Source organism: Micromonospora sp. NPDC023869, assembly GCF_055559695.1.
In genome coordinates this window covers 187,640-210,414 of the sequence record NZ_JBVHKD010000010.1, presented here as the reverse complement: position 1 = coordinate 210,414, position 22,775 = coordinate 187,640, and the positions used below count along the sequence as shown (strand labels likewise).

Genomic DNA, 22,775 nt, shown 5'->3' with positions numbered 1-22,775 from the left:
GGATCGCGTGATCACTTCGCTGATCGGCTCGGCGGTCTGCACGACCGCGACGGACGACACGGGAGCAGGCCTTGGCCCCTTCAGCACGGACGACCAGGCACATTTTCGTCACCGGGGGCGTCGCCTCCTCGCTGGGTAAGGGGCTGACCGCCTCCAGCCTCGGCAATCTGCTCACCGCGCGGGGACTGCGCGTGGTGATGCAGAAGCTCGACCCGTACCTGAACGTCGACCCCGGCACCATGAACCCGTTCCAGCACGGCGAGGTGTTCGTGACCGAGGACGGCGCCGAGACCGACCTGGACGTCGGTCACTACGAGCGCTTCCTGGACCGGGCCCTGTCCGGCAAGGCGAACGTCACCACCGGCCAGATCTACTCGGACGTGATCGCCAAGGAGCGGCGCGGGGAATACCTGGGCGACACCGTCCAGGTGATCCCGCACATCACCAACGAGATCAAGGCGCGGATCCTGGCGATGGCCGACCCGGACGACGACGGCCGTACCCCGGACGTGGTGATCACCGAGGTGGGCGGCACGGTCGGCGACATCGAGTCGCTGCCGTTCCTGGAGGCGATCCGGCAGGTCCGTCACGACCTGGGCCGGGACAACTGCTTCTATCTGCACGTCTCGCTGGTGCCGTACCTGGCGCCCTCGGGCGAGCTGAAGACCAAGCCGACCCAGCACTCGGTGGCGCAACTGCGCAACATCGGTATCCAGCCCGACGCCATCGTCTGCCGCTCGGACCGGGAGATCCCGGACAAGCTCAAGCACAAGCTGTCGCTCTACTGCGACGTCGACGCCGAGGCGGTCATCGCCGCACCGGACGCGCCCAGCATCTACGACATCCCCAAGGTGCTGCACCGGGAGGGACTCGACGCGTACGTGGTGCGCCGGCTCGGGCTCTCCTTCCGGGACGTGGACTGGGAGGGCTGGGACGACCTGCTGGAGCGGGTGCACCAGCCCCGACGCACAGTCACCGTGGCGCTCGTCGGCAAGTACGTCGACCTGCCGGACGCGTACCTGTCGGTCAGCGAGGCGATCCGGGCGGCGGGCTTCGGCAACCGGGCCCGGGTGCAGTTGCGCTGGGTGCCCAGCGACGACTGCGTCACCCCGGCGGGCGCGGCGGCGGCCCTGGCCGGCGTCGACGGCATCGTCATCCCCGGCGGGTTCGGCGTCCGGGGGATCGAGGGCAAGATCGGCACCGCCCGGTACGCGCGGGAGAACGGCGTCCCGCTGCTCGGGCTCTGCCTCGGCCTGCAGTGCATGACCATCGAGGTGGCCCGGCACCTGGCCGGGCTGGACGGCGCCAACTCTGTGGAGTTCGACTCCGAGGCCGTGCACCCGGTCATCGCCACCATGGCCGACCAGGAGGACATCGTGGCCGGCAAGGGCGACCTGGGCGGCACCATGCGGCTGGGCGCGTACCCGGCGGCGCTCGCCGAGGGCTCGATCGTCGCCGAGGCGTACGGCAGCACCGAGGTCAGCGAGCGGCACCGGCACCGGTACGAGGTGAACAACGCCTACCGGGACCAGCTCGCCAAGGCCGGACTGCGGATCTCGGGCACCTCGCCGGACGGGCGGCTGGTCGAGTTCGTCGAGCTGGACCGCGAGCTGCACCCGTTCTTCGTGGCCACCCAGGCCCACCCGGAGCTGAAGAGCCGCCCCACCCGGCCGCATCCGCTGTTCGCCGCGTTCGTCCAGGCGGCGGTGGCGTACTCGCAGGCCGACCAGCTTCCGGTCGACCTGGACGGTGCCGAGCGGGCCGCGCGCAACGGCGCCGCCTCGACGGTCCCCTCGGCGTCGTGAGCGACGCCGGCAGGGCGGTCGAGCACCGTTACGAGGTGCTCTCCCGCGAGGTGCAGTACCGCGGTCGGATCTTCGACGTGGTCACCGAGCAGGTGAGCATGCCCGGCGGCGGGACGGCCCCGCGGGACCTGGTCCGGCACGTCGGTGCGGTGGCCGTGGTGGCGTTGGACGACGCCGGCCAGGTGGTGCTGATCCGGCAGTACCGTCAGCCGGTCGGTCGGCGGCTGTGGGAGCTGCCGGCCGGGCTGACCGACGTCACCGGCGAGGACCCGGCGGTGACCGCGGCGCGGGAGCTGGCCGAGGAGGTCGACCTGACCGCCGGTCGGCTCGACGTGCTGGTCGACGTGCACAGCTCGCCCGGGTTCACCGACGAACTGGTCCGGGTCTTCCTGGCCCGGGACCTCGGCGAGGTGCCGGTGGAGCAGCGGCACGACCGGCACGACGAGGAGGCCGACCTGCAGATCGTCCGGATCGACCTGGACGAGGCGGTCGGCATGGTGCTGGCCGGAGAGATCACCAACGGGCCGTGCGTGGCCGGGCTGCTGGCCGCCGCCCGCGCCCGCGACGCCGGCTGGTCGGTGTTGCGCCGGGCGGACACCCCGCTGCCCGGCTGACCGGGACCACGACGACAGGGGCCGCGCGGATCACCGCGCGGCCCCTGTTCGCATGCCGGATCAGTCGCGCAGCGGGCGACCCTGTCCGTCGACGCCACCGTTGACCAGGATCAGGATGCCGTCGATCAGGCCCCACAGGCTGCCGATACCGAGGGTGCAGAGGCTCACGACGAGCTGCAGCACCGCGATCTTGATGTGGCCCGTGTAGAACCGGCCAGCGCCGAGGCCGCCGAGCAGGATACCGAGGAGCCCCGCGACGACCTTGCTCTTGTCGGAAACGCCCTGGGGGTACCCGGGCTGATAGGGGGGAGTAGTCATGAGGCGACACGATAGTGATCCACACCGACGCTGTCCGCACCGGTAGGCACCCCGTGGGACGATGACGACCAATACTGTCCTGTCGGCTGAGGAGGGACCAGCCGGTGGGCTGCCCGTACACCTGACACATCGTCAGGGTTCGCGGCCACCGGATGTCATGGTGCAGGCTCCCTCGACGGACGGGTACGCCTAAACTGCCGCCCACGGGACCGGTCGACCGTAGCGGCAAAGGGGCCGCCGCGGCACCGCCCAGTCGGGGGAGAGCGGTCCCCGGAGAGAGGGTCTGCATCGTGAAGGTCGGCATCCCACGCGAGGTCAAGAACCACGAGTACCGGGTGGCGATCACGCCCGCGGGCGTCAACGAGTTCACTCGCGGCGGCCACCAGGTCTTCGTCGAGGCCGGTGCCGGGGTCGGGTCCAGCATCACCGACGAGGAGTTCACCGCCGCCGGCGCCAAGATCCTGGACACCGCCGACGAGGTGTGGGACGCCGCGGACCTGGTGCTCAAGGTGAAGGAGCCGGTCGCCGAGGAGTACCACCGGATGCGCGAGGGGCAGGTCCTCTTCACCTACCTGCACCTGGCTGCCTCGCGGGACTGCACCCAGGCGCTGCTCGACCGCAAGGTCACCGGGATCGCGTACGAGACGGTCGAGCTGCCGGACCGCTCCCTGCCGCTGCTCGCCCCGATGTCCGAGGTGGCCGGCCGGCTCGCCCCGCAGGTCGGCGCGTTCTATCTGATGCGGACCGGTGGGGGGCGGGGTGTGCTGCCCGGCGGCGTCTCTGGCGTGTACGCGGCGAAGACCGTGGTCATCGGTGCCGGGGTCTCCGGCATGAACGCCGCCGCGATCGCGCTGGGCCTGCAGTCCGAGGTGCTGCTGCTGGACAAGAACGTCGGCCGGTTGCGGCAGGCCGACGCCATCTACCGTGGACACCTGCAGACCGTCGCCTCCAACGCGTACGAGATCGAACGGGCCGTGCTCGACGCGGACCTGGTCATCGGCGCGGTGCTGGTGCCCGGCGCCAAGGCGCCGAAGCTGATCTCCAACGAGCTGGTCTCCCGGATGAAGCCCGGCAGCGTGCTGGTGGACATCGCCATCGACCAGGGCGGCTGCTTCGAGGACTCGCGGCCGACCACGCACGCCGAACCGGTCTACCGGGTGCACGAATCGATCTTCTACTGCGTGGCGAACATGCCCGGCGCGGTGCCGAACACCAGCACCTACGCGCTGACCAACGTCACCCTGCCGTACGCCCTCGAACTGGCCAACCACGGCTGGCGGGAGGCGTCGCGTCGCGACCCGGCGCTGGCCCTGGGCCTGAACACCCACGCCGGTCAGGTCGTCTACGGCCCGGTGGCCGAGGCGCACGGCCTGCCCACCCTCGCGCTCACCGAGGCACTAGGGGGCTAACGCTGAGCACGGCGACCGACGAACGGGCCGGCCCCGAGCCGCCGCCGGCCCTGCGTCGTGCGCTGCGCGGCTACCTCGACCACCTCACCGTCGAACGGGGACTGGCCGCGAACACCCTCGCCTCGTACCGCCGCGACCTGGACCGCTACCTGGACTCGCTGGCCGCCGCCGGGGTGGACGACCTCGCCGGGGTCTCGGCCGCCGAGATCGAACGGCACCTGGCCCGGCTGCGCACCGGCGACGACGGCCGTCCGCCACTGGCGGTCTCGTCGGCCGCCCGCGCCGCCAGCGCCGTGCGCGGCCTGCACCGCTTCGCGCTGCGCGAGGGCCTGGCCGGGGCCGACCCGAGCCGTGACGTACGCCCACCCACCCCACCGCGTCGACTGCCCCGCGCCCTGCCGGTCGACGCGGTGGTCCGGCTGCTGGAGACCGCCGGTCCGGTGGACGCGGCGGGGGAGCAGGCGCCGCTGGCGCTGCGCGACCGGGCGCTGCTGGAGTTCCTGTACGGCACCGGCGCACGCATCTCCGAGGCGATCGGCGCGGCCGTGGACGACGTGGACCTCGACGACGGGGTGGTGCTGCTGCACGGCAAGGGCGGACGCAGCCGACTGGTGCCGGTCGGCGGGCACGCGCTACGGGCGCTCGGCGCCTACCTGGTCCGCGCCCGGCCCGGACTGGTCACTTCCGGCCGGGGCACCCCGAAGGTGTTCCTGAACGCCCGGGGCGGCCCGCTGACCCGGCAGGGCGCCTGGACCGTGCTGCGCCGGGCCGCCGCCCGGGCCGGGCTGCCAGTGGACGGGCCGGAGGCGGTCTCCCCGCACACCCTGCGACACTCGTACGCGACCCACCTGCTCGACGGCGGCGCCGACGTGCGCGTGGTGCAGGAACTGCTCGGTCACGCCTCGGTCACCACCACCCAGGTCTACACGCTGGTGACCGTGGACCGGCTGCGCGAGGTCTACGCCACCGCACACCCGCGCGCCCGGCACTGACGTCGAGGCGCGCAACGCTGGTCGACGTGGGCCGGGACGGCACTGGCCTGGCTGGTCGACGTGGGCCGGGACGGCGCTGGTCGGTACCACCGTCCGACACGCCGAGCGGGTAGTGAACGCCCTGCTGGTCGGTGGCGTACAGTCGGGATCGGCGCGGCCTGGCGGCGGGATGACCGGGGTGCGCAGCGGCGCCGCGAAGGACGTCGGGCGGCTCCGACGCCAGATGGTCGTCGGGAGGGGGCAACGAGGACATGGCTGGCAACGGTGACCGTGCCGAGACCTGGACGTCGGAGCTCCGCGAACAGCAGAACGCGCTCGGCTCGGACCTGGGTCCGGCCGACCCGGCCGCCTACACGATGCGCAAGCCCATCCCCGAGCCGATGCCCACCGACCGGCACGGCCCGGCGCGGATCATCGCGATGGCGAACCAGAAGGGTGGCGTCGGCAAGACCACGACCACCATCAACCTCGGCGCCGCGCTCGCCGAGTACGGCCGCAAGGTGCTCCTGGTCGACTTCGACCCGCAGGGCGCCCTCTCGGTCGGGCTGGGCGTCAACCCGCACAACCTCGACCTGTCGGTCTACAACCTGCTCATGCAGGACGACGTCACCGCCGAGGACGTCCTGATCAAGACCGACGTGGCCGGGCTGCACCTGCTGCCCGCCAACATCGACCTCTCCGCCGCCGAGATACAGCTCGTCAACGAGGTCGCCCGTGAGATGGCCCTGGCCCGGGTGCTCAGGAGCGTCCGCAAGGAGTACGACTACATCCTGATCGACTGCCAGCCGTCACTCGGCCTGCTGGCGATCAACGCGCTGACCGTGGCGCACGGCGTGCTCATCCCGCTGGAATGCGAGTTCTTCAGCCTGCGCGGTGTCGCCCTGCTGCTGGACACCATCGACAAGGTGCGCGAGCGGCTCAACTTCGACCTGGAACTCGAAGGCATCCTCGCCACCATGTACGACAGCCGCACCACGCACTGCCGCCAGGTGCTCCAGCGCGTGGTGGAGGCGTTCGGCGACAAGGTCTACCAGACGGTCATCACCAAGACGGTGAAGTTCCCCGAGTCGACGGTCGCGGGTGCGCCGATCACCACGCTCGACCCGGCCTCCTCGGGGGCCCGCAACTACCGTCAGTTGGCCCGCGAGGTGATCGCCGCGCAGGCGGAGCGGTAGGCCGGTAACCATCGGTGTCCAGGCCGTGGACTACGGTCGTCGGCGTGAGCGCGCCGCCCGCCGACCCGACCGCCGCACCGGAGCATCCGCCTGCGGCTGACCTCGGCGCGCCGGAAGCGTCCCCTGTCCCGGACACGCTCGTGTCGGAGCCGGTCGTGTCGGAGTCGGCGGTGCCGGGGTCGGTCGCGTCGGACTTGGCTGTCGTGCCGGACGACGCTGCGGACACCGGCAAGTTCACGGTCCGGCTGGACAACTTCACCGGCCCGTTCGACCTGCTGCTGCAACTGATCGGCAAGCACAAGCTCGACGTCACCGAGGTCGCGCTGCACCAGGTGACCGACGAGTTCATCGCCTACATCCGGGCCATGGGCGACGACTGGGACCTGGACGAGGCGAGCGAGTTCCTGCTGATCGCCGCCACCCTGCTCGACCTCAAGGCGGCCCGGCTGCTGCCCTCGGCCGAGGTGGAGAACGAGGAGGACCTCGCCCTGCTGGAGGCGCGGGACCTGCTCTTCGCCAGACTGTTGCAGTACAAGGCGTACAAGGAGGCGGCGGCGCACATCGCGGTGCTGGAAGAGGTCGGCGGACGCCGCTACCCGCGCGCGGTCACCCTGGAGGCCCGGTACGCCGAGGCCCTGCCCGACCTGGTGCTCGGCATCGGCCCGCAGCGACTGCTCAGGCTCGCCGTCAAGGCGATGACCCCGAAGCCGATACCCGAAGTCTCCATCGCCCACGTGCACATGGTGCGGGTCAGCGTCCGGGAACACGCCGCGATCATCAGCGAGCGGCTGCGCCGCGTCGGCACCGCCACCTTCTCGCTGCTCTGCGCCGACTGCGAGGCCACCCTCGAGGTGGTCGCCCGGTTCCTGGCGCTGCTGGAACTGTACCGGCAGGGCGTGGTGGCCTTCGTGCAGGAACAGGCGCTGGAGGAGCTGACCGTACGCTGGACCGGCCCCGACGACGGCAGCCCGACCCTGACCATTGACGAGTACGCCGGCAACCCGGATGAGACGGCCCCCGACGGGACACCGACCGTGGCCGGTTCTGGTACGCCGACGACCGCGTCAGGTGCGCCGACGGCGGGGTCCGGTGTGTCGACGGACGAGGCGGTAACGACGGAGGAGCGCGCCGGATGAGCAACGAGGAACGCCGGGACTCGCTGGCCGACCAGGCCGCTTCCTGGATCCCGCCCTGGCAGCGCCCTGCCCCCGAACCCATGGCCCCGGATCCGGCCACTGCCGATCCCGTCGAGTCCGAACCCGATCGCGCGGAACCCGCTGTCGCCGAACTCACCGCCGATCCCGGGGTAGCTCCGGATCTTGGTGCGGAAGTGTCCCGGGAGGGGCCGTCGCGTACCAAGGTCGCGGAGGCGGAGGCGGGACGGAGGCCGCGGGGCGGGCGGACGCGGGTGGTGCCGGAGCCGCCGCCGGTGCTCGACGACGCCGAACTGCGCGGGGCGCTGGAGGCGATCCTGCTGGTGGTGGACGAACCGGTCAGCGAGCTGACGCTGGCCCAGATCCTCGAACAGCCCGCCGAGCGGGTCGGGCCGATGCTGGACGAGATCGCCGCGAGCTACACCGCCGCCGGGCACGGGTTCGAGCTGCGCCGGGCGGCCGGCGGGTGGCGGCTCTACACCCGGCCGGAATACGCCACCTACGTGGAACGGTTCGTGCTCGACGGGCAGTCGGTCCGGCTGACCCAGGCCGCGCTGGAGACCCTCGCGGTGGTGGCGTACCGGCAGCCGGTGACCCGGTCACGGATATCGGCCATCCGGGGCGTCAACTGCGACGGGGTGATCCGTACCCTGGTGACCCGTGGGCTGATCGAGGAGTGCGGCATCGAGTCGGACAGCGGGGCCTATCTGTACCGGACGAGCACGATGTTCCTGGAGAAGCTCGGCCTGAACAGCCTCGACGACCTGCCGCCCCTGGCCCCGTTCCTCCCCGACGACGTAGAAGAGCTTGCTGATGCCGCGCGATAACCGCACCCCCCGCCCCGACGCCCCCGTCTACACCGGTCCGGAACGCCTGCAGAAGGTGCTCGCCGCGGCGGGGGTCGGTTCCCGGCGCGCCTGCGAAGACCTGATCTTCCGTCGGCGGGTGACGGTCGACGGGCGGGTGGCCCAGCTCGGCGACAAGGTCGACCCGACCAAGGCCGTCATCCACGTCGACGGTGAGCGGCTGGTGGCCGACACCCGGCTGGTGTACCTGGCGTTGAACAAGCCCCGCGGCGTGGTCTCCACGATGGCCGACGAGAAGGGGCGCACCGCGCTCGCCGACTTCGTCGGTAACCGGGTCGAACAGCGCGTCTATCACGTCGGGCGGCTCGATGCGGACAGCGAGGGCCTGCTGCTGCTCACCAACGACGGGACCCTGGCGCACCGGCTGATGCACCCCTCCTACGGGGTGGCCAAGACGTACCTGTGCGAGGTGGCCGGGCCGATCCCGCGCAACCTCGGCAAGCGCCTGGCCGCCGGTATCGAGCTGGAGGACGGGCCGGTCACCGTGGACTCGTTCCGGGTGGTGGGCAGTCTGGGACGTACCGCCCAGGTGGAGCTGACCCTGCACGAAGGCCGCAAACACATCGTCCGGCGCCTGCTCGACGAGGTCGGACACCCGGTGAGCCGGCTGGTGCGTACCTCCATCGGGCCGATCCGGCTCGGCGACCTGCGTCCCGGGCGCACGCGGCGGCTGACCAACGCGGAGGTCGCCGCCCTGTTCAAGGGTGTGGGTGACTGACCCCGCGCTCGCGGGTACCGCTGACGGTAGGCTCCTGGCGGCCCGGCAGGGCCGGCGGGCCGTGCGCCACGGCGCCGGGCATGATGGAAGCTGTGTGGGCAACCGCTCGCGTCCGCCGATGCGGCGGATCGCGGGGTACGGGCTGAGGAGGACGACGGTGGAGGAAAACGTACCGACCGGGCGCTGTGTGGTCGCTGTGGACGGGCCGTCCGGTTCGGGCAAGTCCACCGTCTCCCGGCGGCTGGCGGCGAGCCTCACCGCCCGCTACCTCGACACCGGCGCGATGTACCGGGCGATCACCTGGGCCGTGCTGCGCTCCGGCGTCGACCTGACCGACGCCGAGGCGGTCGGCAAGGTCGCCGCCGAGGTCGACCTGCGGATCGGCACCGACCCCACCGGCTACGGCGTGACGGCCGACGGCGTCGGCGTCGAGGCCGAGATCCGGGGTCCCGAGGTGACCGCCGCCGTGTCCGCCGTGGCCTCGGTGCCGGCGGTCCGGGCGCTGCTGGTGGCCCGGCAGCGCGAGATGATCGCCAAGGCGGGCCGGATCGTGGTCGAGGGCCGTGACATCGGTTCCGTGGTCGTCCCCGACGCCGATCTCAAGGTCTACCTCACCGCCTCGGCGGCGGCCCGTGCCGCGCGTCGCAGTGCCGAGGACGCCTCCGACGTGGCGGCGACCGCCGCCGACCTGGCCCGGCGGGACAAAATCGACTCGACCCGCAAGGCCGACCCGCTCGCCCAGGCCCCCGACGCCGTGGTGCTGGACACCACCGAGCTGGGCATCGACGAGGTCGTGGCGAAGCTGCGGGCGCTGCTCGCCGAGCGGAACGTGGCGTGACCGGGCGCGACAACCTGCCGGCTCTGCCGGCGACCGGACCATCCGGCACGGTGGTGTGGGCGTTTCCCGCCACCGGCCAACGAAACGAGGCATGGGCGTGACTGACAACGACGGTTGGGTGGAGCTGCGGGAGCCGGACCTCGACCTTGAGGAGCCGACCGGACCGCAGCCGGTGGTGGCCGTGGTGGGCCGCCCCAACGTCGGCAAGTCCACCCTGGTCAACCGGATCATCGGTCGCCGCCAGGCGGTCGTCGAGGACGTACCCGGCGTGACCCGCGACCGGGTCCCGTACGACGCGCAGTGGTCCGGTCGAACCTTTACCGTGGTGGACACCGGCGGCTGGGAACCGGATGCGAAGGACCGGGCGGCGGCCATCGCCGCGCAGGCCGAGACGGCCGTGTTCACCGCCGACGTGGTGGTCTTCGTGGTCGACGCGACGGTGGGCTCCACCGACGTCGACGAGGCGGCGGTGAAGATGCTGCGGCGCAGCGCCAAGCCGGTCATCCTGGTGGCCAACAAGGCCGACAACAGCAACATCGAGCTGGAGGCCACCTCGCTGTGGTCGCTCGGCCTCGGCGAGCCGCACCCGGTCTCGGCCCTGCACGGCCGAGGCTCCGGTGACCTGCTCGACGCCATCATGGACGCACTGCCCGAAGCGCCGAAGATCGTGGAGAACCGCCCGCGCGGCCCGCGTCGGGTCGCCCTGGTCGGTCGGCCCAACGTCGGCAAGTCCAGCCTGCTGAACCGCTTCTCCGGCGAGGAACGCGCGGTGGTCGACGCCGTCGCCGGCACCACCGTCGACCCGGTCGACAGCCTGGTCACCATCGGTGGCGACACCTGGCACCTGGTGGACACCGCCGGCCTGCGCAAGCGGGTCGGCAAGGCCAGCGGCACCGAGTACTACGCCAGCCTGCGGACCGCCTCGGCGATCGAGGCGGCCGAGGTGGCGGTGGTGCTGCTCGACTCCAGCGAGCCGATCAGTGAGCAGGACCAGCGCATCCTGACCATGGTCACCGAGGCCGGTCGGGCACTCGTGATCGCCTTCAACAAGTGGGACCTGGTCGACGCCGACCGTCGGTACTACCTGGACAAGGAGATCGACCGGGAACTGCGCCGCATCCCGTGGGCGATCCGGTTGAACCTGTCCGCGATGACCGGACGGGCCGTCGACAAGCTCGCCGCATCCCTGCACCGGGCGCTGGCGAGCTGGGAGACCCGGATCCCCACCGCGCAGCTCAACGCGTGGCTCACCGCCCTGGTGCAGGCCACCCCGCACCCGGTACGCGGGGGACGGGCCCCCCGCATCCTGTTCGCCACCCAGGCCGGGGTCGCCCCGCCGCGCTTCGTGCTGTTCACCACCGGCCCGCTGGACGCCGGTTACCAGCGCTTCGTGGAACGCAAGCTCCGCGAGGAGTTCGGCTTCGAGGGCAGCCCCATCGAGATCTCGGTACGCCCCCGCAAGAAGCTCGGCCCGGGCGGCCGAGGCAAGGCCCACGGCTGACCCACACCCCACCCTCCTAGGACGCTCTAGGGGTGGTGGGGGTGGTCATGGCAGTGGGGAGGGGGCTGTGCGGCGGAGAGGGGAAGCTGCGCTAAGCTGTAGCGGCTGTCGCGGGCAGGACGACGCGGGAGCATCGGGACGTGGCGCAGTTTGGTAGCGCACTTGACTGGGGGTCAAGGGGTCGTCGGTTCGAATCCGGCCGTCCCGACACTTGCTAAGAAACCCGTTGGCCGGGACGTAAGCCCTGGTCAACGGGTTTTAATGCATTCTGCGCCGGTAGGGCATTGCTGATCTCGACGGCGCGTAGCGGGGGACGATCTGGGGACCGGCCGGTTTTCAGATGGCACTGAGCGCCGTTCCCGCGTTGATGTACGACTGCCGGTCGGGGTGTAGGTCCTCGTCCGGTGCCGGTGCGGATCTGGCTGCGATCCTCGTCGTAGGTGACATCGCGAGCCCAGAGTGTAGGTACCGCTGGGTGGTGGTCAGCGACCCGTGCCCGGCGATCTTCCGCTGGACGTGCACCGGCACGCCTGCATCGGCCATCCACGTCAGGCCGGTGTGCCGCAGGTCGTGTCGGGGCACGTGCTCGAATCCCACCACGGAGGCCAGCATGCTTCGGCGCATGTTCGCACCTTGGCCGCAAGATTGTGCTCCATCCGGGATCGAGTGGTATCCAAGCGCCGCGATAGCCACTCGATCCCGGATCGAGCGATGCTGTGCTCGGAAGAGCGCGCCCGCTTCGCGGCAAAGCCGTGAGCGGCTGGTCATGTTCCGGAGGCCATGTAGGCGGCGAGGACGGGGTGTCGGTCCATCCACCCATCATGGACGTTGCGCAGGATCGGCCCGGCGTGTGCTCGTCGACGGCTCGGGCCACCGCTGGTGGCAGTGGGACGAGGACGACCTCGCCGCCTTTGCCGCGTACGGGTAGGCCCCCGGCGGCCGTGTTCCTCGTCGAGGTCGGACTGCGGAGAGAATCTCGATGCACACGCCAGGCCGACTGTGCGGCAGCGCCGAAATCGACGTACGCCCTTGGCCGTCACCTGACCAGCTCTGCCGGGGCACGCTGGGCCGATATGGGCTCCCGCCATGATCTAGGCCACTGACGGTGCTGCCTGCTTTGGTTAGGGTGGCCTCGCCGTGGTGCTCGGGAAGCCGGTGTGAGACCGGTGCGGCCCTCGCCACTGTGATCGGGATGCTGGAGGCCACCGCAAGGTCACTGGGCGTATGCCTGGGAAGGCCGGTCGCCAGCGCACCACCCGTCAGCCAGGAGACCGGCCACGGCACCTGTACGACCCGTCCACGAGGTGCTGGAAGGTGGTCCCGCTATGCGGTTCCCTGCGTCCTGGCGCGTTGCCGCGCCGCTCTCCGTTCTGCTCGCCCTGGTCGGTGGCTGCGCCACGACCGGCGACAGTGATCCGGCTGCCACGGCGTCCGCCGCCGGGCCTGTCTCGGTCACCAACTGCGGCATACCGGTAACTGTCCCGAGCCCTCCGGCGCGGGCGGTCACGATGAACCAGCCCGCCACCGAGATCATGCTGGCGCTCGGTCTGGAGGACCGGATGGCCGGCACCGCCTACCTCGACGACCAGGTGCTGCCCGAGTACGCCGCCGCGTACGCGAAGGTGCCGGTACTGGCCAAGGAGTACCCGTCGAAGGAGAAGTTGCTCGAACTGGAGCCCGACTTCGTCTACGGCTCCTTCTCGAGCGCGTTCGGCGACGAGGGGGCCGGTGACCGCGCCGACTGGCAGAAACTCGGCGTGGGCACGTACGTCTCTGCCGCCGGATGTCCGAAGGAGACGCGGCCGGCGAAGCTGGCTATGGACGACGTGTTCGCCGAGATCCGGGAGATCGCCGCGATCTTCGGCGTCGCGGAGCGGGCCGAGACGCTGATCGCCGACCAGAAGCAGCGCATCGCGGACGTGTCGGCGGGTGCGAAGGGCACCCGGGTGCTGTGGTGGGACGGCGGCAACGACGCGCCCAGTGCCGGCGCCTGCTGTGGCGGTCCGGCGATGATCATGTCTGCGGCCGGGGTCACCAACATCTTCGACGACCTGACCGGCAGTTGGGCCGACACCAACTGGGAGGCCGTCATCGAGCGCAACCCGGACGTCATCGTGCTCGTCGACGCGAGCTGGGACACCGCCGCCGCCAAGCAGGCGTTCCTCGAGAAGCACCCGGCGCTCAAGGACCTGCCCGCCGTCAAGGGCAAGCGGTACGTCACCCTGGCCTTCTCCTCCACCTCCGCCGGTGTGCGGAACGTGCTCGCCGTGGAGGCACTGGCCCGGGGCGTCGGCGGGGTGAGCAGCTGACCACCGTCACCACCCGGCCGGCGCAGATCCCGGCGAAGCCGGTCCGAGCGGTGCGCATGGTGGCCGTGGTGGTCGTACTCGCGGGTGGCCTGGTGTTGTCGGTGGCGGCGGCCGTGACGGTGGGGCCGGCAGACTTGTCGTTGGGCACCGTGTGGCTGGTGATCACCAATCATCTCGGCCTGACGAGCGCCGACGTGCCGCTGCTGCGCGACCACATCGTGTGGGAACTGCGGCTGCCGAGGGTGCTGGGCGCTGCCGTGGTCGGGGCCGGCCTCGCCGCCTGCGGGGCGGTCATGCAGACCGTCACCCGCAATCCGCTCGCCGACCCGTACCTGTTGGGTGTCTCCTCGGGGGCGTCGCTGGGTGCCGTCGCCGTCCTGGTCCTGGGCCTCGGCGCGGGTGCGGCGGCGCTCACCGGGGGCGCGTTCGTGGGGGCGCTCGCCGCGTTCGCCGTCGTGGTCGCCGCCGCCGGCCAGCGCGCGGTGCTGCGACCGACCCGGGTGGTGCTGGCCGGGGTCGCCGTCGCGCAACTGTGTGCCGCGTTGACGACGTTCGTGATCATCTGGGCGGCCCACCCGCACGCGACCCAGACCATCACCTTCTGGCTGTCCGGCTCGCTCGCCCGCGTCGGCTGGACCGCACTGGCGTGGGCGACGCCGCTGCTCGCGGTGGGGTTCGCCGTGATCCTCCGGTTTGCCCGCGCGCTCAACGCGTTCGCGTTCGGCGAGGAGGCCGCCGCCGCCCTCGGCGTGGACGTCCGGCGGGTCCGGTGGCTGCTGCTGGTCACCACGGCGCTGCTGACCGCCGTGCTGGTCTCGATAAGCGGCGCGATCGGGTTCGTCGGCCTGATCCTGCCGCACGCCGTGCGGCGGTTCACCGGCCCCGACCACCGCAGGCTGCTGCCGGTCGTCGTCCTCGCCGGAGCGATCTTCCTGATCTGGGTGGACACCGCGGCCAGGACCCTGTTCGACCCCCGTGAGCTACCGGTGGGCGTGCTGACCGCCCTGCTCGGGGTGCCCGCGTTCGTGCTCCTGCTGCGCCGAGGGGACCGGAACACCTGATGCTGGAGATCCGCGACGTCTCGTGGTCGGTGCCGGCTGCTCGGCTCCTCGACGGCGTGACCTGCTCGGCGCCGCGCGGCACCCTGGTCGGACTGCTCGGCCCCAACGGGTCCGGCAAGACCACCCTGCTGCGGGTCGTCGCCGGGTTGATCGCCCCCCGGTCCGGGACCGTCACGGTCGCGGGCGACGACGTGGCCGGGCTGCCGCGTGCCACCGCGGCACGGCGGATGGCCCTGCTCGCCCAGTACGCCGAGACCGATCTCGACCTGACCGCGCTCGACGTGGTGTTGCTCGGCCGTACCCCGCACCGTCGCTCCCGCTGGTCGGACACCGACACCGACCGGGCCGCCGCCGCCGACGCGCTGGACCGCGTCGACATGACCGGGTACGCCCACCGCCGCTGGCAGACGCTTTCCGGCGGGGAACGCCAACGGGTCCAACTCGCCCGGGCACTGGCCCAGGAACCGCAACTGCTGCTGCTCGACGAGCCCACCAACCACCTCGACATCGGCCACCAGCTCCAACTGCTGGGCCTGGTCCGGCGCAGCGCCGTCACCACTCTCGCCGCACTGCACGACCTCAACCTGGCCGCCATGTTCTGTGACCTCGTGGTGGTGCTGCACCACGGCCGGGTCGTCGCCTCCGGAACGCCTGCCGACGTGCTGACGCCCGCGCTGCTCGCCGACGTGTACGCCGTGGACGCCGACGTCACCGTGCACGATGGACGCCCGGTCATCACCTACCGGGCACCGGCGGTATGAACGTCCTGCTCGTCTCGCGCGGGGCGACCCACCACGGCGGCCACGACGCGATCCACCGCCTCGCTGCGGCGGTCGCCGAGGCCGTGGGCGTACCGGTACGGGCCTGTTTCCTCGACGGCGCCGAGCCCTCCCTGCACGCCGCACTCGACGCCGTCCCGGAGCATGGCGAAGTCCTGCTCGTGGCCGTGCACCTACCGCCCGACCGGTACCTCGACACCTGGCTGCGCCGCGCGGTGGCCCACTGGCGTACCACCCGGGACCGGCAGGTCCGCGTCCTGCTCGCCCCGCCGCTGGCGACACAGCCCGCGCTGGTGACGGCAGTCAGCGACGCCATCACCGGTGACCACACCACGCTCGACGGCAACCCCGGACCGTTCCGCAGCCCGGCCTGGTCACAGATCAGCCGACACCGTCGACACGTACTGGTGTGCCGTGGGCCGCGCTGCACCGCGTACGGCGCCAATCAGGTCGCCGCCGCCCTCGGCGACCGCCTGAAGGCGAACGGCCTCGGCGACGACGACGTCCTGGTCACCTCGACCGGCTGCCTGTTCCCGTGCAACCTCGGCCCGCTGGTCGTCGTGTATCCCGACGACACCTGGTACGAACACGTCGACGCGGACCTCGCCGTCCTCATCGCCGACGCCCACCTGCGCGACGGCACACCGGTCGACGGCAGACGCCCACGCGACTCGTGACCGCGTAACCCCGGGTACGGTTATCGATGGTCGTCATGGTGCGGGCGTCGGCCGGGCGACGTGGTCCGGGGCGACGGGTCGGGGAAGGAGCGGGTGTGGTGCGGCGCAGAGCCCTCGTGGTCCGGGGCGGGTGGGCGGGTCACCGGCCGGTCGAGGCGACGGAGTTGTTCATCCCGTTCCTCGAACGCAGCGGATACGAGGTACGCGTGGAGGAGTCGACGGAGGTCTACGCCGACGCCGCCGAACTGGCCGCCACCGACCTGATCGTGCAGTGCATGACGATGTCGCAGATCACCGGGGAGCAGGTGGCGGGTCTGGCGGCGGCGGTCGTCGCCGGGACGGGTTTCACCGGCTGGCACGGCGGCATCGTCGACTCGTTCCGGGCTTCCTCGGACTACCTGCACCTGGTGGGCGGCCAGTTCGCCGTCCACCCCGGCATCGAACCGTGTGCCCGTAGCGGCGGAGAGCAGGACAGCTTCCTGCCGCACTCGGTCACGATCACCGACCTCGGCCGGGAGCATCCGATCACCGCCGGGATCGAGGACTTCGACCTGGTCACCGAGCAGTACTGGGTGTTGCACGACGACCTGATCGACGTCCTGGCCACCACCACCCACCCGACTCGGGCGTGGCACCCGTGGCACCGGCCGGTCACCTCGCCGGCGATCTGGACCCGCGCCTGGGGAGCCGGGCGGATCGTCGTGACGACTCCGGGACACAGCCTCGACGTGCTGGAACACACGGCCGTTCGTACCGTCATCGAGAGGGGAATGCTGTGGGCGACCCGCACGGCGTCGGCATCGTCGGTCTCGGGGTCATCTCCCGCGCGTACCTGAACACGCTCGCCCAGCATCCCCGGGTTCGCGTCGTCGCGGTGGCCGACCTGGACGCGGCCCGGGCCGCCGCTGCCGCCGCGACGGTTCCCGGTGTCGAGGCGGTGAGTGTCGAGCGGCTGCTCCACCACCCCGAGGTGGCGACGGTGCTGAACCTGACGATCCCGGCGGCGCACGCCGAGATCTCGGGCGCGGCGATCGACGCCGGCAGGAACGTCTACGTCGAGAAGCCGCTCACCGTCACGTTTCCGGAGGCCCGGTCGCTCATGGACCGGTCGGCGGCGGCCGGCGTCCGCGTGGGTTGCGCGCCGGACACCGTGCTGGGCACCGGTACGCAGACCGCCCGCGCGGCGATCGACAGTGGCTTGATCGGCCGCCCGCTCTCCGCGTCGGCCGTCATGGTCACCCCGGGCCACGAGCGGTGGCACCCCGACCCCGACTTCTACTACGCCCCGGGCGGCGGCCCGTTGCTGGACATGGGGCCGTACTACGTCTCGGCGCTGGTCCACCTGCTCGGGCCGGTGCGTGCGGTGATCGGGGCGGCGAGCCGGCTGCGGGATGCCCGGACCATCGGCTCGGGCCCCCGACTCGGGCAGCGGATCCCGGTCGAGGTGTCGACCCACGTGAGCGGGGTGCTGGAACACGCGGACGGTGCCCTGTCCACCCTCACCACCAGTTTCGACGGTGTCGCGACGACGGCCGCGCCGATCGAGGTGCAGGGGGAGAGCGGCACCCTCGCCGTGCCCGATCCGAACAACTTCGACGGCGAGGTCCGGCATCTCGCGCTCGGCGGCCCCGGGTGGCGGGTTCTCGAACCGGGGGCCGGTTACGTCGCCGCCTCCCGAGGGGTCGGCCTGATCGACCTCGTCGGGGCCGACGAGGCGCGTCCGCCCCGGGCCAGCGGTGCGATGGCGCTGCACGTCCTGGACGTCATGACGGCCCTGCTCCGGTCGGCCGCCGAGGGTCGGCGAGTCGAGCTGACGACGACGGTGGCACGCCCCGCACCCGTCCCGTTGACCCCGGCGCAGGAGTGGTCTCGATAGCCTGGACCGTGTGGAGCACGTGCTGACCGCCTGAGCGGGGCCGTACCCGTAGCCCGTGTCGGTGGCACGACGGACCCGGCACGGCCGCGAATTCCTACGAAAGTCGCAGTCGGGGTTCATGCAGACGACAGACGATCCGGAGGGCGCGTCCGGACAGGCTGTAGCGCATGACGATCACGCTTCCCGAGTCGGAGAGTCCCACTCCGGCGTTCGCTCCGGTCCCGTATCACCGGCTCGCCCGTACCGACCGGCACCGCTGGTGGCGGCCCCTGCTCGGCACCGTGCTGATCCTGGTGGGGTTGCCGGTGGTGCTGATGGGCGGGTTCGGGGCCGCGAGCGCCGTGGTGTGGCTGCTGGGCGGGCCGGAGGACTTCCTGGACGGCGGTCCGGAGGTCGAGTTGGCCCTGACCATGGTCACGCTGGGGCTGCTGATTCCGCTGACGTTGCTGGCCGCCCGCTGGGTGCAGCGTCGCCCGGCCGGGACGGTGTCGTCGGTGGTGGGCCGGTTGCGGTGGCGGTGGCTGGGAACGTGTCTCCTGGTCGCCGTACCGGCGTTGGCGCTTCACCTCGGGGTGTTGAGTCTGCTGCCCGGTGACGGCCCGCAGAGCAATGGGGTCGGGTGGGAGCGGGTCGCGGCCGGCCTGGCCGTGGTGGTGCTGCTGGTGCCGTTGCAGGCGGCCGGTGAGGAGTACCTGTTCCGGGGCTGGCTGATCCAGGCGTTCGGGTCCTGGATCCGGTCGCCCTGGCCGGGGATCGGGGTGTCGTCGGTGCTGTTCGGGCTGGCACACGGGTGGGGGACCGGCTGGGGCATGGTCGACCTGGTGTTCTTCGGCGCGGTGACGGCGGTCGTGACGATCCGGACCGGTGGGCTGGAGGCCGCCATCGCGTTGCACGTGGTGAACAACGTGGCGGGGATCGGGTCGGCGGTCGTCACCGGCACGCTGGAGGCGCAGCAGGTCGACGTGTCCGCAAGGGCCGCGATGATCAGCATGTGTGTGACCGGGCTGTACGGCGGCGTGGTGCTGTGGCTGGCCCGTCGCCGGCGCGTGGAGAACGGCACCGGCGGCGCTACGGTCGGCAACGACGACGCGCTCGACCTCGTCAGCATCCCGCTCTGGATCTTCGGTTCCTGCCTCGCGGTGGTCGCGGTCGCGCCGAGTGTCGCGCCGGTGCCGTGTTGTGCGGCCTGACCCGCGTCCGGACGAGGGCTGTGCCCGGGGTGTCGGGGTGGCGCAGGGTGGCGGGACGTCGTTTGCCGGTGTCGTGCCCGGGAAAGCGGGGTCTCCGGCGGCGAGCATCGCCGCCACTGGCGGATGGGGCGTCGAGGATGGGTGACCACGGGGTGTCGGCGCCGGAGTTCGAGGTGGCCCCGCCCCTGACGGTGGGGGTCGAGGAGGAGTTCCTGCTGCTGGACCCGGCGACCGGGGAGAGCCTGCCGGTGGCCGAGCAGGTGCGGGCCGCGTTGCCCGCTGACGCCCGTCGGCAGAGCCGGCAGGAGTTCCGGCACAGCATGGTGGAGATGGTCACCCCGGTCTGCACCGAGCTGACCGAGCTGCGGGAGCACCTGCTGACGCTGCGCCGCGCCGCCGCCGACGCCGCCCGTGCGGCCGGAGCCAGCCTGGTCGCCCTGGGCGCCACCCCGGTGCGGGAGGAGCACCGGTCGGTACCGGAGGAACCGCGCTACCACGCGATGTCCCGCCGGTTCGGCCCGGTCGCGCACGATCCCGCCGTCTGCGGCTGTCACGTACATGTGGGTCTGCCCGATCGGGAACTGGCCGTCCAGGTCGGCAACCACCTACGGGTGTGGCTTCCGGTCGTCCACGCCACCACGGTCAATTCACCCCTGCACGACGGGTCCGACACCGGGCACGCGAGCTGGCGTTCCATGCAGTTGGAACGGTGGCCGAGCCTCGGGCCCACCCCCTACTTCGCCTCCGCCGCCGAGTACGACGCCACCGTCGCCGACCTCGTGGAAGCCGGGATCATGCTCGACCCCGCGATGGTCTACTGGTACGCCCGTCCGTCGGCGAACTACCCGACAATCGAGATCCGGGTCGGTGACGTCTGTCCGAGCGTGGACGACACCGTGCTGCACGCGGCGCTGGTCCGTGCCCTGGTCGCCACCATGGTCGACGACATCCGCCGCGGCACCCCCGCACCCCGCCTGCGTAGCTGCCTGGTCGCCGCCGCCCACTGGCGGGCCGCCCACCACGGTCTCGACGGTGACCTCATCGACCTGCGCACCACCCGGCCCCGGCCCGCCTGGGACCTGGTCGGCGACCTGCTGACCACGGTCAGCCCGGCGTTGGCCGCCCACGGTGACCTCGACTACGTGCGCCGACAGCTCGACCGTCTGCGTCGTACCGGCACGGGCGCCGCCCGGCAGCGACACCTGCTCGACGACACCGACGGCGACATCCCCGCGCTGCTGCACCACCTCGCCGCCCAGACCACCACCGGCTGACGGGCTCCCGGGCGCAGGTCAGCGGAGTTCGTGGGTCTGTAGCCAGAGTTCGAGCAGACCGAGCTGCCAGAGTTTGTTGCTGCCGGCCGCCGCCTGCGCCGCGTCGGGGTCGTCGAGCAGGTGCGCGACGTACTCCGGACGGAACAGGCCCCGCTGCCGGGCGGCCGGGTCCCGCAGGGCGTCGACGACCATGTCCCGCACCGCGCCGTCCACGTTGCGCAGCGCGGGGACCGGGAAGTAGCCCTTGGGCCGGTCGATCACGTCGGCGGGCAGCACCTCCCGGGCGACCTCCTTGAGCACCCCCTTGCCGCCCTGGGCCACCTTGTGCTCCGGCGGGCACGCCGACGCCAGCGCCACCAGGTCCTGGTCCAGGAACGGGGTGCGGACCTCCAGTCCCCACGCCATGCTCATGCTGTCGACCCGCTTGACCGGGTCGTCGGGCAGCATCCGGTGGGTGTCCAACCGCAGGACGGCGTCCAGCGCGGTCTGCGCACCGGGCGCGGCCAGCTCGGCGAGGAGCAGCTCCCGACTGGCGTCGTGGTCGCAGGCGTACGCGGGGGAGACCACCCGACACAGTTCGGCGTGGTCGCGGTCGAAGAACGCCGACGCGAACGTCTCCACGGCCCCGTCGCGCGGCACCTCGGCGAGCGGCTGGTGGTAGCCGTACCCGGCGAACACCTCGTCGGCGCCCTGCCCCGACTGGGCCACCTTGACATGCCGGGCCACCTGCTCGGACAGCAGGTGGAAGGCGACGACGTCGTGGCTGCCCATCGGCTCGGTCATCGCGGCGACGGTGGCGCGTACCGCCGGCACCAGGTCGTCGTCGGCGAGCCGGATCCGCTGGTGGTCGGTGTCGAAGGTGCGGGCGACCAGGTCGGAGAAGCCGAACTCGTCGCCGGACTCGCCGCCACGGCTGTCGAACCCGATGCTGAAGGTCCGCAACTGCTCCTGCCCGGCCTCGGCGAGCAGCGCCACGATGAGGCTGGAGTCCAGTCCGCCGGAGAGCAGCACCCCGACCGGTACGTCGGCCACCAGCCGTCGACGTACGGCGGTGCGCAGCGCCCCGCCGAGGGCCGCCTGCCAGTCCCGGGCGTCCATGCCGACGTGGGCGGGGTCGCGGGCGTACTCGGGCTGCCAGTAGACGCGTTCGCGGCTGCGCCCGTCCGCCTCGATGACCCGCAGTGTCGCCGGTGGCAGTTTGCGGACGCCGCGCAGCACCGTGCGGGGTGCCGGGACGATGGAGTGCCAGGAGAGGTAGTGGTGCAGGGCCACCGGGTCGATGGCGGTGTCGACGTCGCCGCCGCGCAGCAGCGCGGGCAGGGTCGAGGCGAACCGTAGCCGTCCCGGCGTCTCGCTGAGATAGAGCGGTTTGATGCCGAGGCGGTCGCGGGCCAGGACCAGCCTCCGCCGCGTCCGGTCGACCAGCCCGATGGCGAACATGCCGACCAGGTGGTCGACGAACGCCTCACCCCAGTGCGCGTACGCGACGAGGATGACCTCGGTGTCGCTTGTGGAGCGGAAGTGGTGCCCGGCGGCGCGGAGCTTCTCGCGCAGCTCGGGGTAGTTGTAGATGCAGCCGTTGAAGACCAGGGCCAGCCCGAGGTCCTCGCGGACCATCGGTTGGGCGCCGGCGTCGGAGAGGTCGATGATGGTGAGCCGTCGGTGCCCGAGGGCCACCCAGTCGTCGCTCCACAGCCCGTCGCCGTCCGGCCCCCGGGACCGCATCGCCGCACTCATCCGGGCCACCGCGTCGGAGTCCGGCGGCGCGCCGTCGAACCGTGCCTCTCCGCCGATGCCGCACACGTCAGTGGGTCCTGGTTCCTGCGGGAGAGGTCGGCACCGGGACGACTCCTGTCTTCGGTGGCAGGTCGTGGCGGTACGCCGCGAGGTACCACCGAGTCGGGTGGGCGGCCCGCATACCCGCTGGTCAGCGGCCGAAACCGCCACCAGGCGACACCGCCACCACGTGCTGCCGTGCCTGTTGTGTGCGGCCGGGGCCGCGTCGTGTGGCTGTGCCCGCCACCGGGAGTCGTGCCAACGTAACCTGCTGCCGAGCCTCGGCGAAGCGTTGCGGCTTGCTGGGGAAGGTGGGGAGATTTGTTGTCGCTCGAGCGACAACAAATCTCCCCACCCCCACCCGTTGGGCGACGCATCGACCCGCAGTGCGCGTTCGGGCCGGCTCCGCGGTAGCGGTGCCGGCCCGAGTGGTGTTGGTGGGT

Annotated in this window: 21 protein-coding genes, 1 tRNA gene and 1 riboswitch; of the genes, 19 read left to right on the top strand and 3 right to left on the bottom strand. The window is 71.8% G+C overall.

Features of this window, described 5'->3' with window-relative positions; genetic code table 11:
* Window positions 1-71 precede the first annotated feature (71 nt).
* Both ACZ31C_RS25225 and ACZ31C_RS25220 read left to right on the top strand, forming a co-directional pair.
* Entirely contained in the window at window positions 72-1,805 is a 1,734-nt protein-coding gene (locus ACZ31C_RS25225; protein WP_465797371.1) for a CTP synthase, read from the top strand.
* Window positions 1,802-2,419 (top strand): NUDIX domain-containing protein, encoded by a 618-nt coding sequence (locus tag ACZ31C_RS25220; protein ID WP_449954893.1) that lies wholly within the window; start codon window positions 1,802-1,804, stop codon window positions 2,417-2,419. The genes ACZ31C_RS25225 and ACZ31C_RS25220 overlap by 4 nt, the downstream gene beginning before the upstream one ends.
* 60 nt (window positions 2,420-2,479) lie before the next feature.
* On the opposite strand, the gene ACZ31C_RS25215 is transcribed toward ACZ31C_RS25220, so the two are convergent.
* Window positions 2,480-2,809, bottom strand: a complete 330-nt coding sequence (locus tag ACZ31C_RS25215; protein WP_465797370.1) for an NINE protein — start codon at window positions 2,807-2,809, stop codon at window positions 2,480-2,482.
* Between the two features lie 218 nt (window positions 2,810-3,027).
* Here ACZ31C_RS25215 and ald point away from each other — a divergent pair, with 218 nt between their 5' ends.
* The 9 genes from ald (at window position 3,028) to ACZ31C_RS25170 (ending at window position 11,598) form a co-directional block, all read left to right on the top strand.
* Window positions 3,028-4,146, top strand: a complete 1,119-nt coding sequence (gene ald / locus ACZ31C_RS25210) for an alanine dehydrogenase (protein ID WP_465797369.1) — start codon at window positions 3,028-3,030, stop codon at window positions 4,144-4,146.
* Between the two features lie 2 nt (window positions 4,147-4,148).
* Window positions 4,149-5,138, top strand: coding sequence for a tyrosine recombinase (locus ACZ31C_RS25205; RefSeq protein ID WP_465797387.1), 990 nt, complete (start codon window positions 4,149-4,151; stop codon window positions 5,136-5,138).
* Window positions 5,139-5,389: 251 nt separating this feature from the next.
* A complete protein-coding gene (locus ACZ31C_RS25200) occupies window positions 5,390-6,313 on the top strand; it encodes a ParA family protein (protein ID WP_117230487.1) in 924 nt (307 codons plus the stop codon).
* 44 nt (window positions 6,314-6,357) lie between these two features.
* The gene (locus ACZ31C_RS25195) at window positions 6,358-7,449 is read left to right on the top strand and encodes a segregation and condensation protein A (RefSeq protein WP_465797368.1); all 1,092 of its coding nucleotides are present in this window, start codon (window positions 6,358-6,360) and stop codon (window positions 7,447-7,449) included.
* Window positions 7,446-8,294 (top strand): SMC-Scp complex subunit ScpB, encoded by an 849-nt coding sequence (gene scpB / locus ACZ31C_RS25190; RefSeq protein WP_465797367.1) that lies wholly within the window; start codon window positions 7,446-7,448, stop codon window positions 8,292-8,294. The genes ACZ31C_RS25195 and scpB overlap by 4 nt, the downstream gene beginning before the upstream one ends.
* Window positions 8,281-9,051: a pseudouridine synthase gene (locus ACZ31C_RS25185; protein WP_465797366.1), complete on the top strand. Its 771-nt coding sequence runs from the start codon at window positions 8,281-8,283 to the stop codon at window positions 9,049-9,051. Before scpB ends, ACZ31C_RS25185 begins: the two co-directional genes overlap by 14 nt.
* 157 nt (window positions 9,052-9,208) lie before the next feature.
* Window positions 9,209-9,889 (top strand): (d)CMP kinase, encoded by a 681-nt coding sequence (cmk, locus tag ACZ31C_RS25180; RefSeq protein ID WP_465797365.1) that lies wholly within the window; start codon window positions 9,209-9,211, stop codon window positions 9,887-9,889.
* Window positions 9,890-9,986: 97 nt separating this feature from the next.
* On the top strand, window positions 9,987-11,390 hold the full coding sequence (gene der, locus ACZ31C_RS25175) for a ribosome biogenesis GTPase Der (protein WP_465797364.1): 1,404 nt from the start codon (window positions 9,987-9,989) through the stop codon (window positions 11,388-11,390).
* A 134-nt stretch (window positions 11,391-11,524) separates the two neighbouring features.
* A tRNA-Pro gene (locus ACZ31C_RS25170) sits at window positions 11,525-11,598 on the top strand.
* A gap of 128 nt (window positions 11,599-11,726) precedes the next feature.
* Here the strand turns inward: ACZ31C_RS25170 and ACZ31C_RS25165 are convergent.
* Complete coding sequence (locus ACZ31C_RS25165) at window positions 11,727-12,014, bottom strand: tyrosine-type recombinase/integrase (protein WP_465797363.1); 288 nt, start codon at window positions 12,012-12,014, stop codon at window positions 11,727-11,729.
* Window positions 12,015-12,511: 497 nt separating this feature from the next.
* A riboswitch (cobalamin riboswitch) is annotated at window positions 12,512-12,684 on the top strand.
* Window positions 12,685-12,715: 31 nt separating this feature from the next.
* Here ACZ31C_RS25165 and ACZ31C_RS25160 point away from each other — a divergent pair.
* The 8 genes from ACZ31C_RS25160 (at window position 12,716) to ACZ31C_RS25125 (ending at window position 20,556) form a co-directional block, all read left to right on the top strand.
* Window positions 12,716-13,699, top strand: coding sequence for an ABC transporter substrate-binding protein (locus ACZ31C_RS25160; RefSeq protein WP_465797362.1), 984 nt, complete (start codon window positions 12,716-12,718; stop codon window positions 13,697-13,699).
* A 68-nt stretch (window positions 13,700-13,767) separates the two neighbouring features.
* Window positions 13,768-14,760, top strand: coding sequence for an iron chelate uptake ABC transporter family permease subunit (locus tag ACZ31C_RS25155; protein WP_465797361.1), 993 nt, complete (start codon window positions 13,768-13,770; stop codon window positions 14,758-14,760).
* Entirely contained in the window at window positions 14,760-15,521 is a 762-nt protein-coding gene (locus ACZ31C_RS25150) for an ABC transporter ATP-binding protein (protein ID WP_465797360.1), read from the top strand. Before ACZ31C_RS25155 ends, ACZ31C_RS25150 begins: the two co-directional genes overlap by 1 nt.
* A complete protein-coding gene (locus ACZ31C_RS25145; protein WP_465797359.1) occupies window positions 15,518-16,216 on the top strand; it encodes a (2Fe-2S) ferredoxin domain-containing protein in 699 nt (232 codons plus the stop codon). Before ACZ31C_RS25150 ends, ACZ31C_RS25145 begins: the two co-directional genes overlap by 4 nt.
* A 95-nt stretch (window positions 16,217-16,311) precedes the next feature.
* Window positions 16,312-17,052 (top strand): ThuA domain-containing protein, encoded by a 741-nt coding sequence (locus tag ACZ31C_RS25140; RefSeq protein ID WP_465797358.1) that lies wholly within the window; start codon window positions 16,312-16,314, stop codon window positions 17,050-17,052.
* Window positions 16,992-18,092: a Gfo/Idh/MocA family protein gene (locus ACZ31C_RS25135; RefSeq protein ID WP_465797357.1), complete on the top strand. Its 1,101-nt coding sequence runs from the start codon at window positions 16,992-16,994 to the stop codon at window positions 18,090-18,092. Before ACZ31C_RS25140 ends, ACZ31C_RS25135 begins: the two co-directional genes overlap by 61 nt.
* Window positions 18,093-18,259: 167 nt before the next feature.
* The gene (locus ACZ31C_RS25130; protein WP_465797356.1) at window positions 18,260-19,282 is read left to right on the top strand and encodes a lysostaphin resistance A-like protein; all 1,023 of its coding nucleotides are present in this window, start codon (window positions 18,260-18,262) and stop codon (window positions 19,280-19,282) included.
* Window positions 19,283-19,419: 137 nt separating this feature from the next.
* On the top strand, window positions 19,420-20,556 hold the full coding sequence (locus ACZ31C_RS25125) for a carboxylate-amine ligase (protein ID WP_465797355.1): 1,137 nt from the start codon (window positions 19,420-19,422) through the stop codon (window positions 20,554-20,556).
* A gap of 18 nt (window positions 20,557-20,574) precedes the next feature.
* Here the strand turns inward: ACZ31C_RS25125 and ACZ31C_RS25120 are convergent, their stop codons facing one another.
* On the bottom strand, window positions 20,575-22,359 hold the full coding sequence (locus tag ACZ31C_RS25120) for an N-acetylglutaminylglutamine amidotransferase (protein WP_465797354.1): 1,785 nt from the start codon (window positions 22,357-22,359) through the stop codon (window positions 20,575-20,577).
* Window positions 22,360-22,775 lie beyond the last annotated feature (416 nt).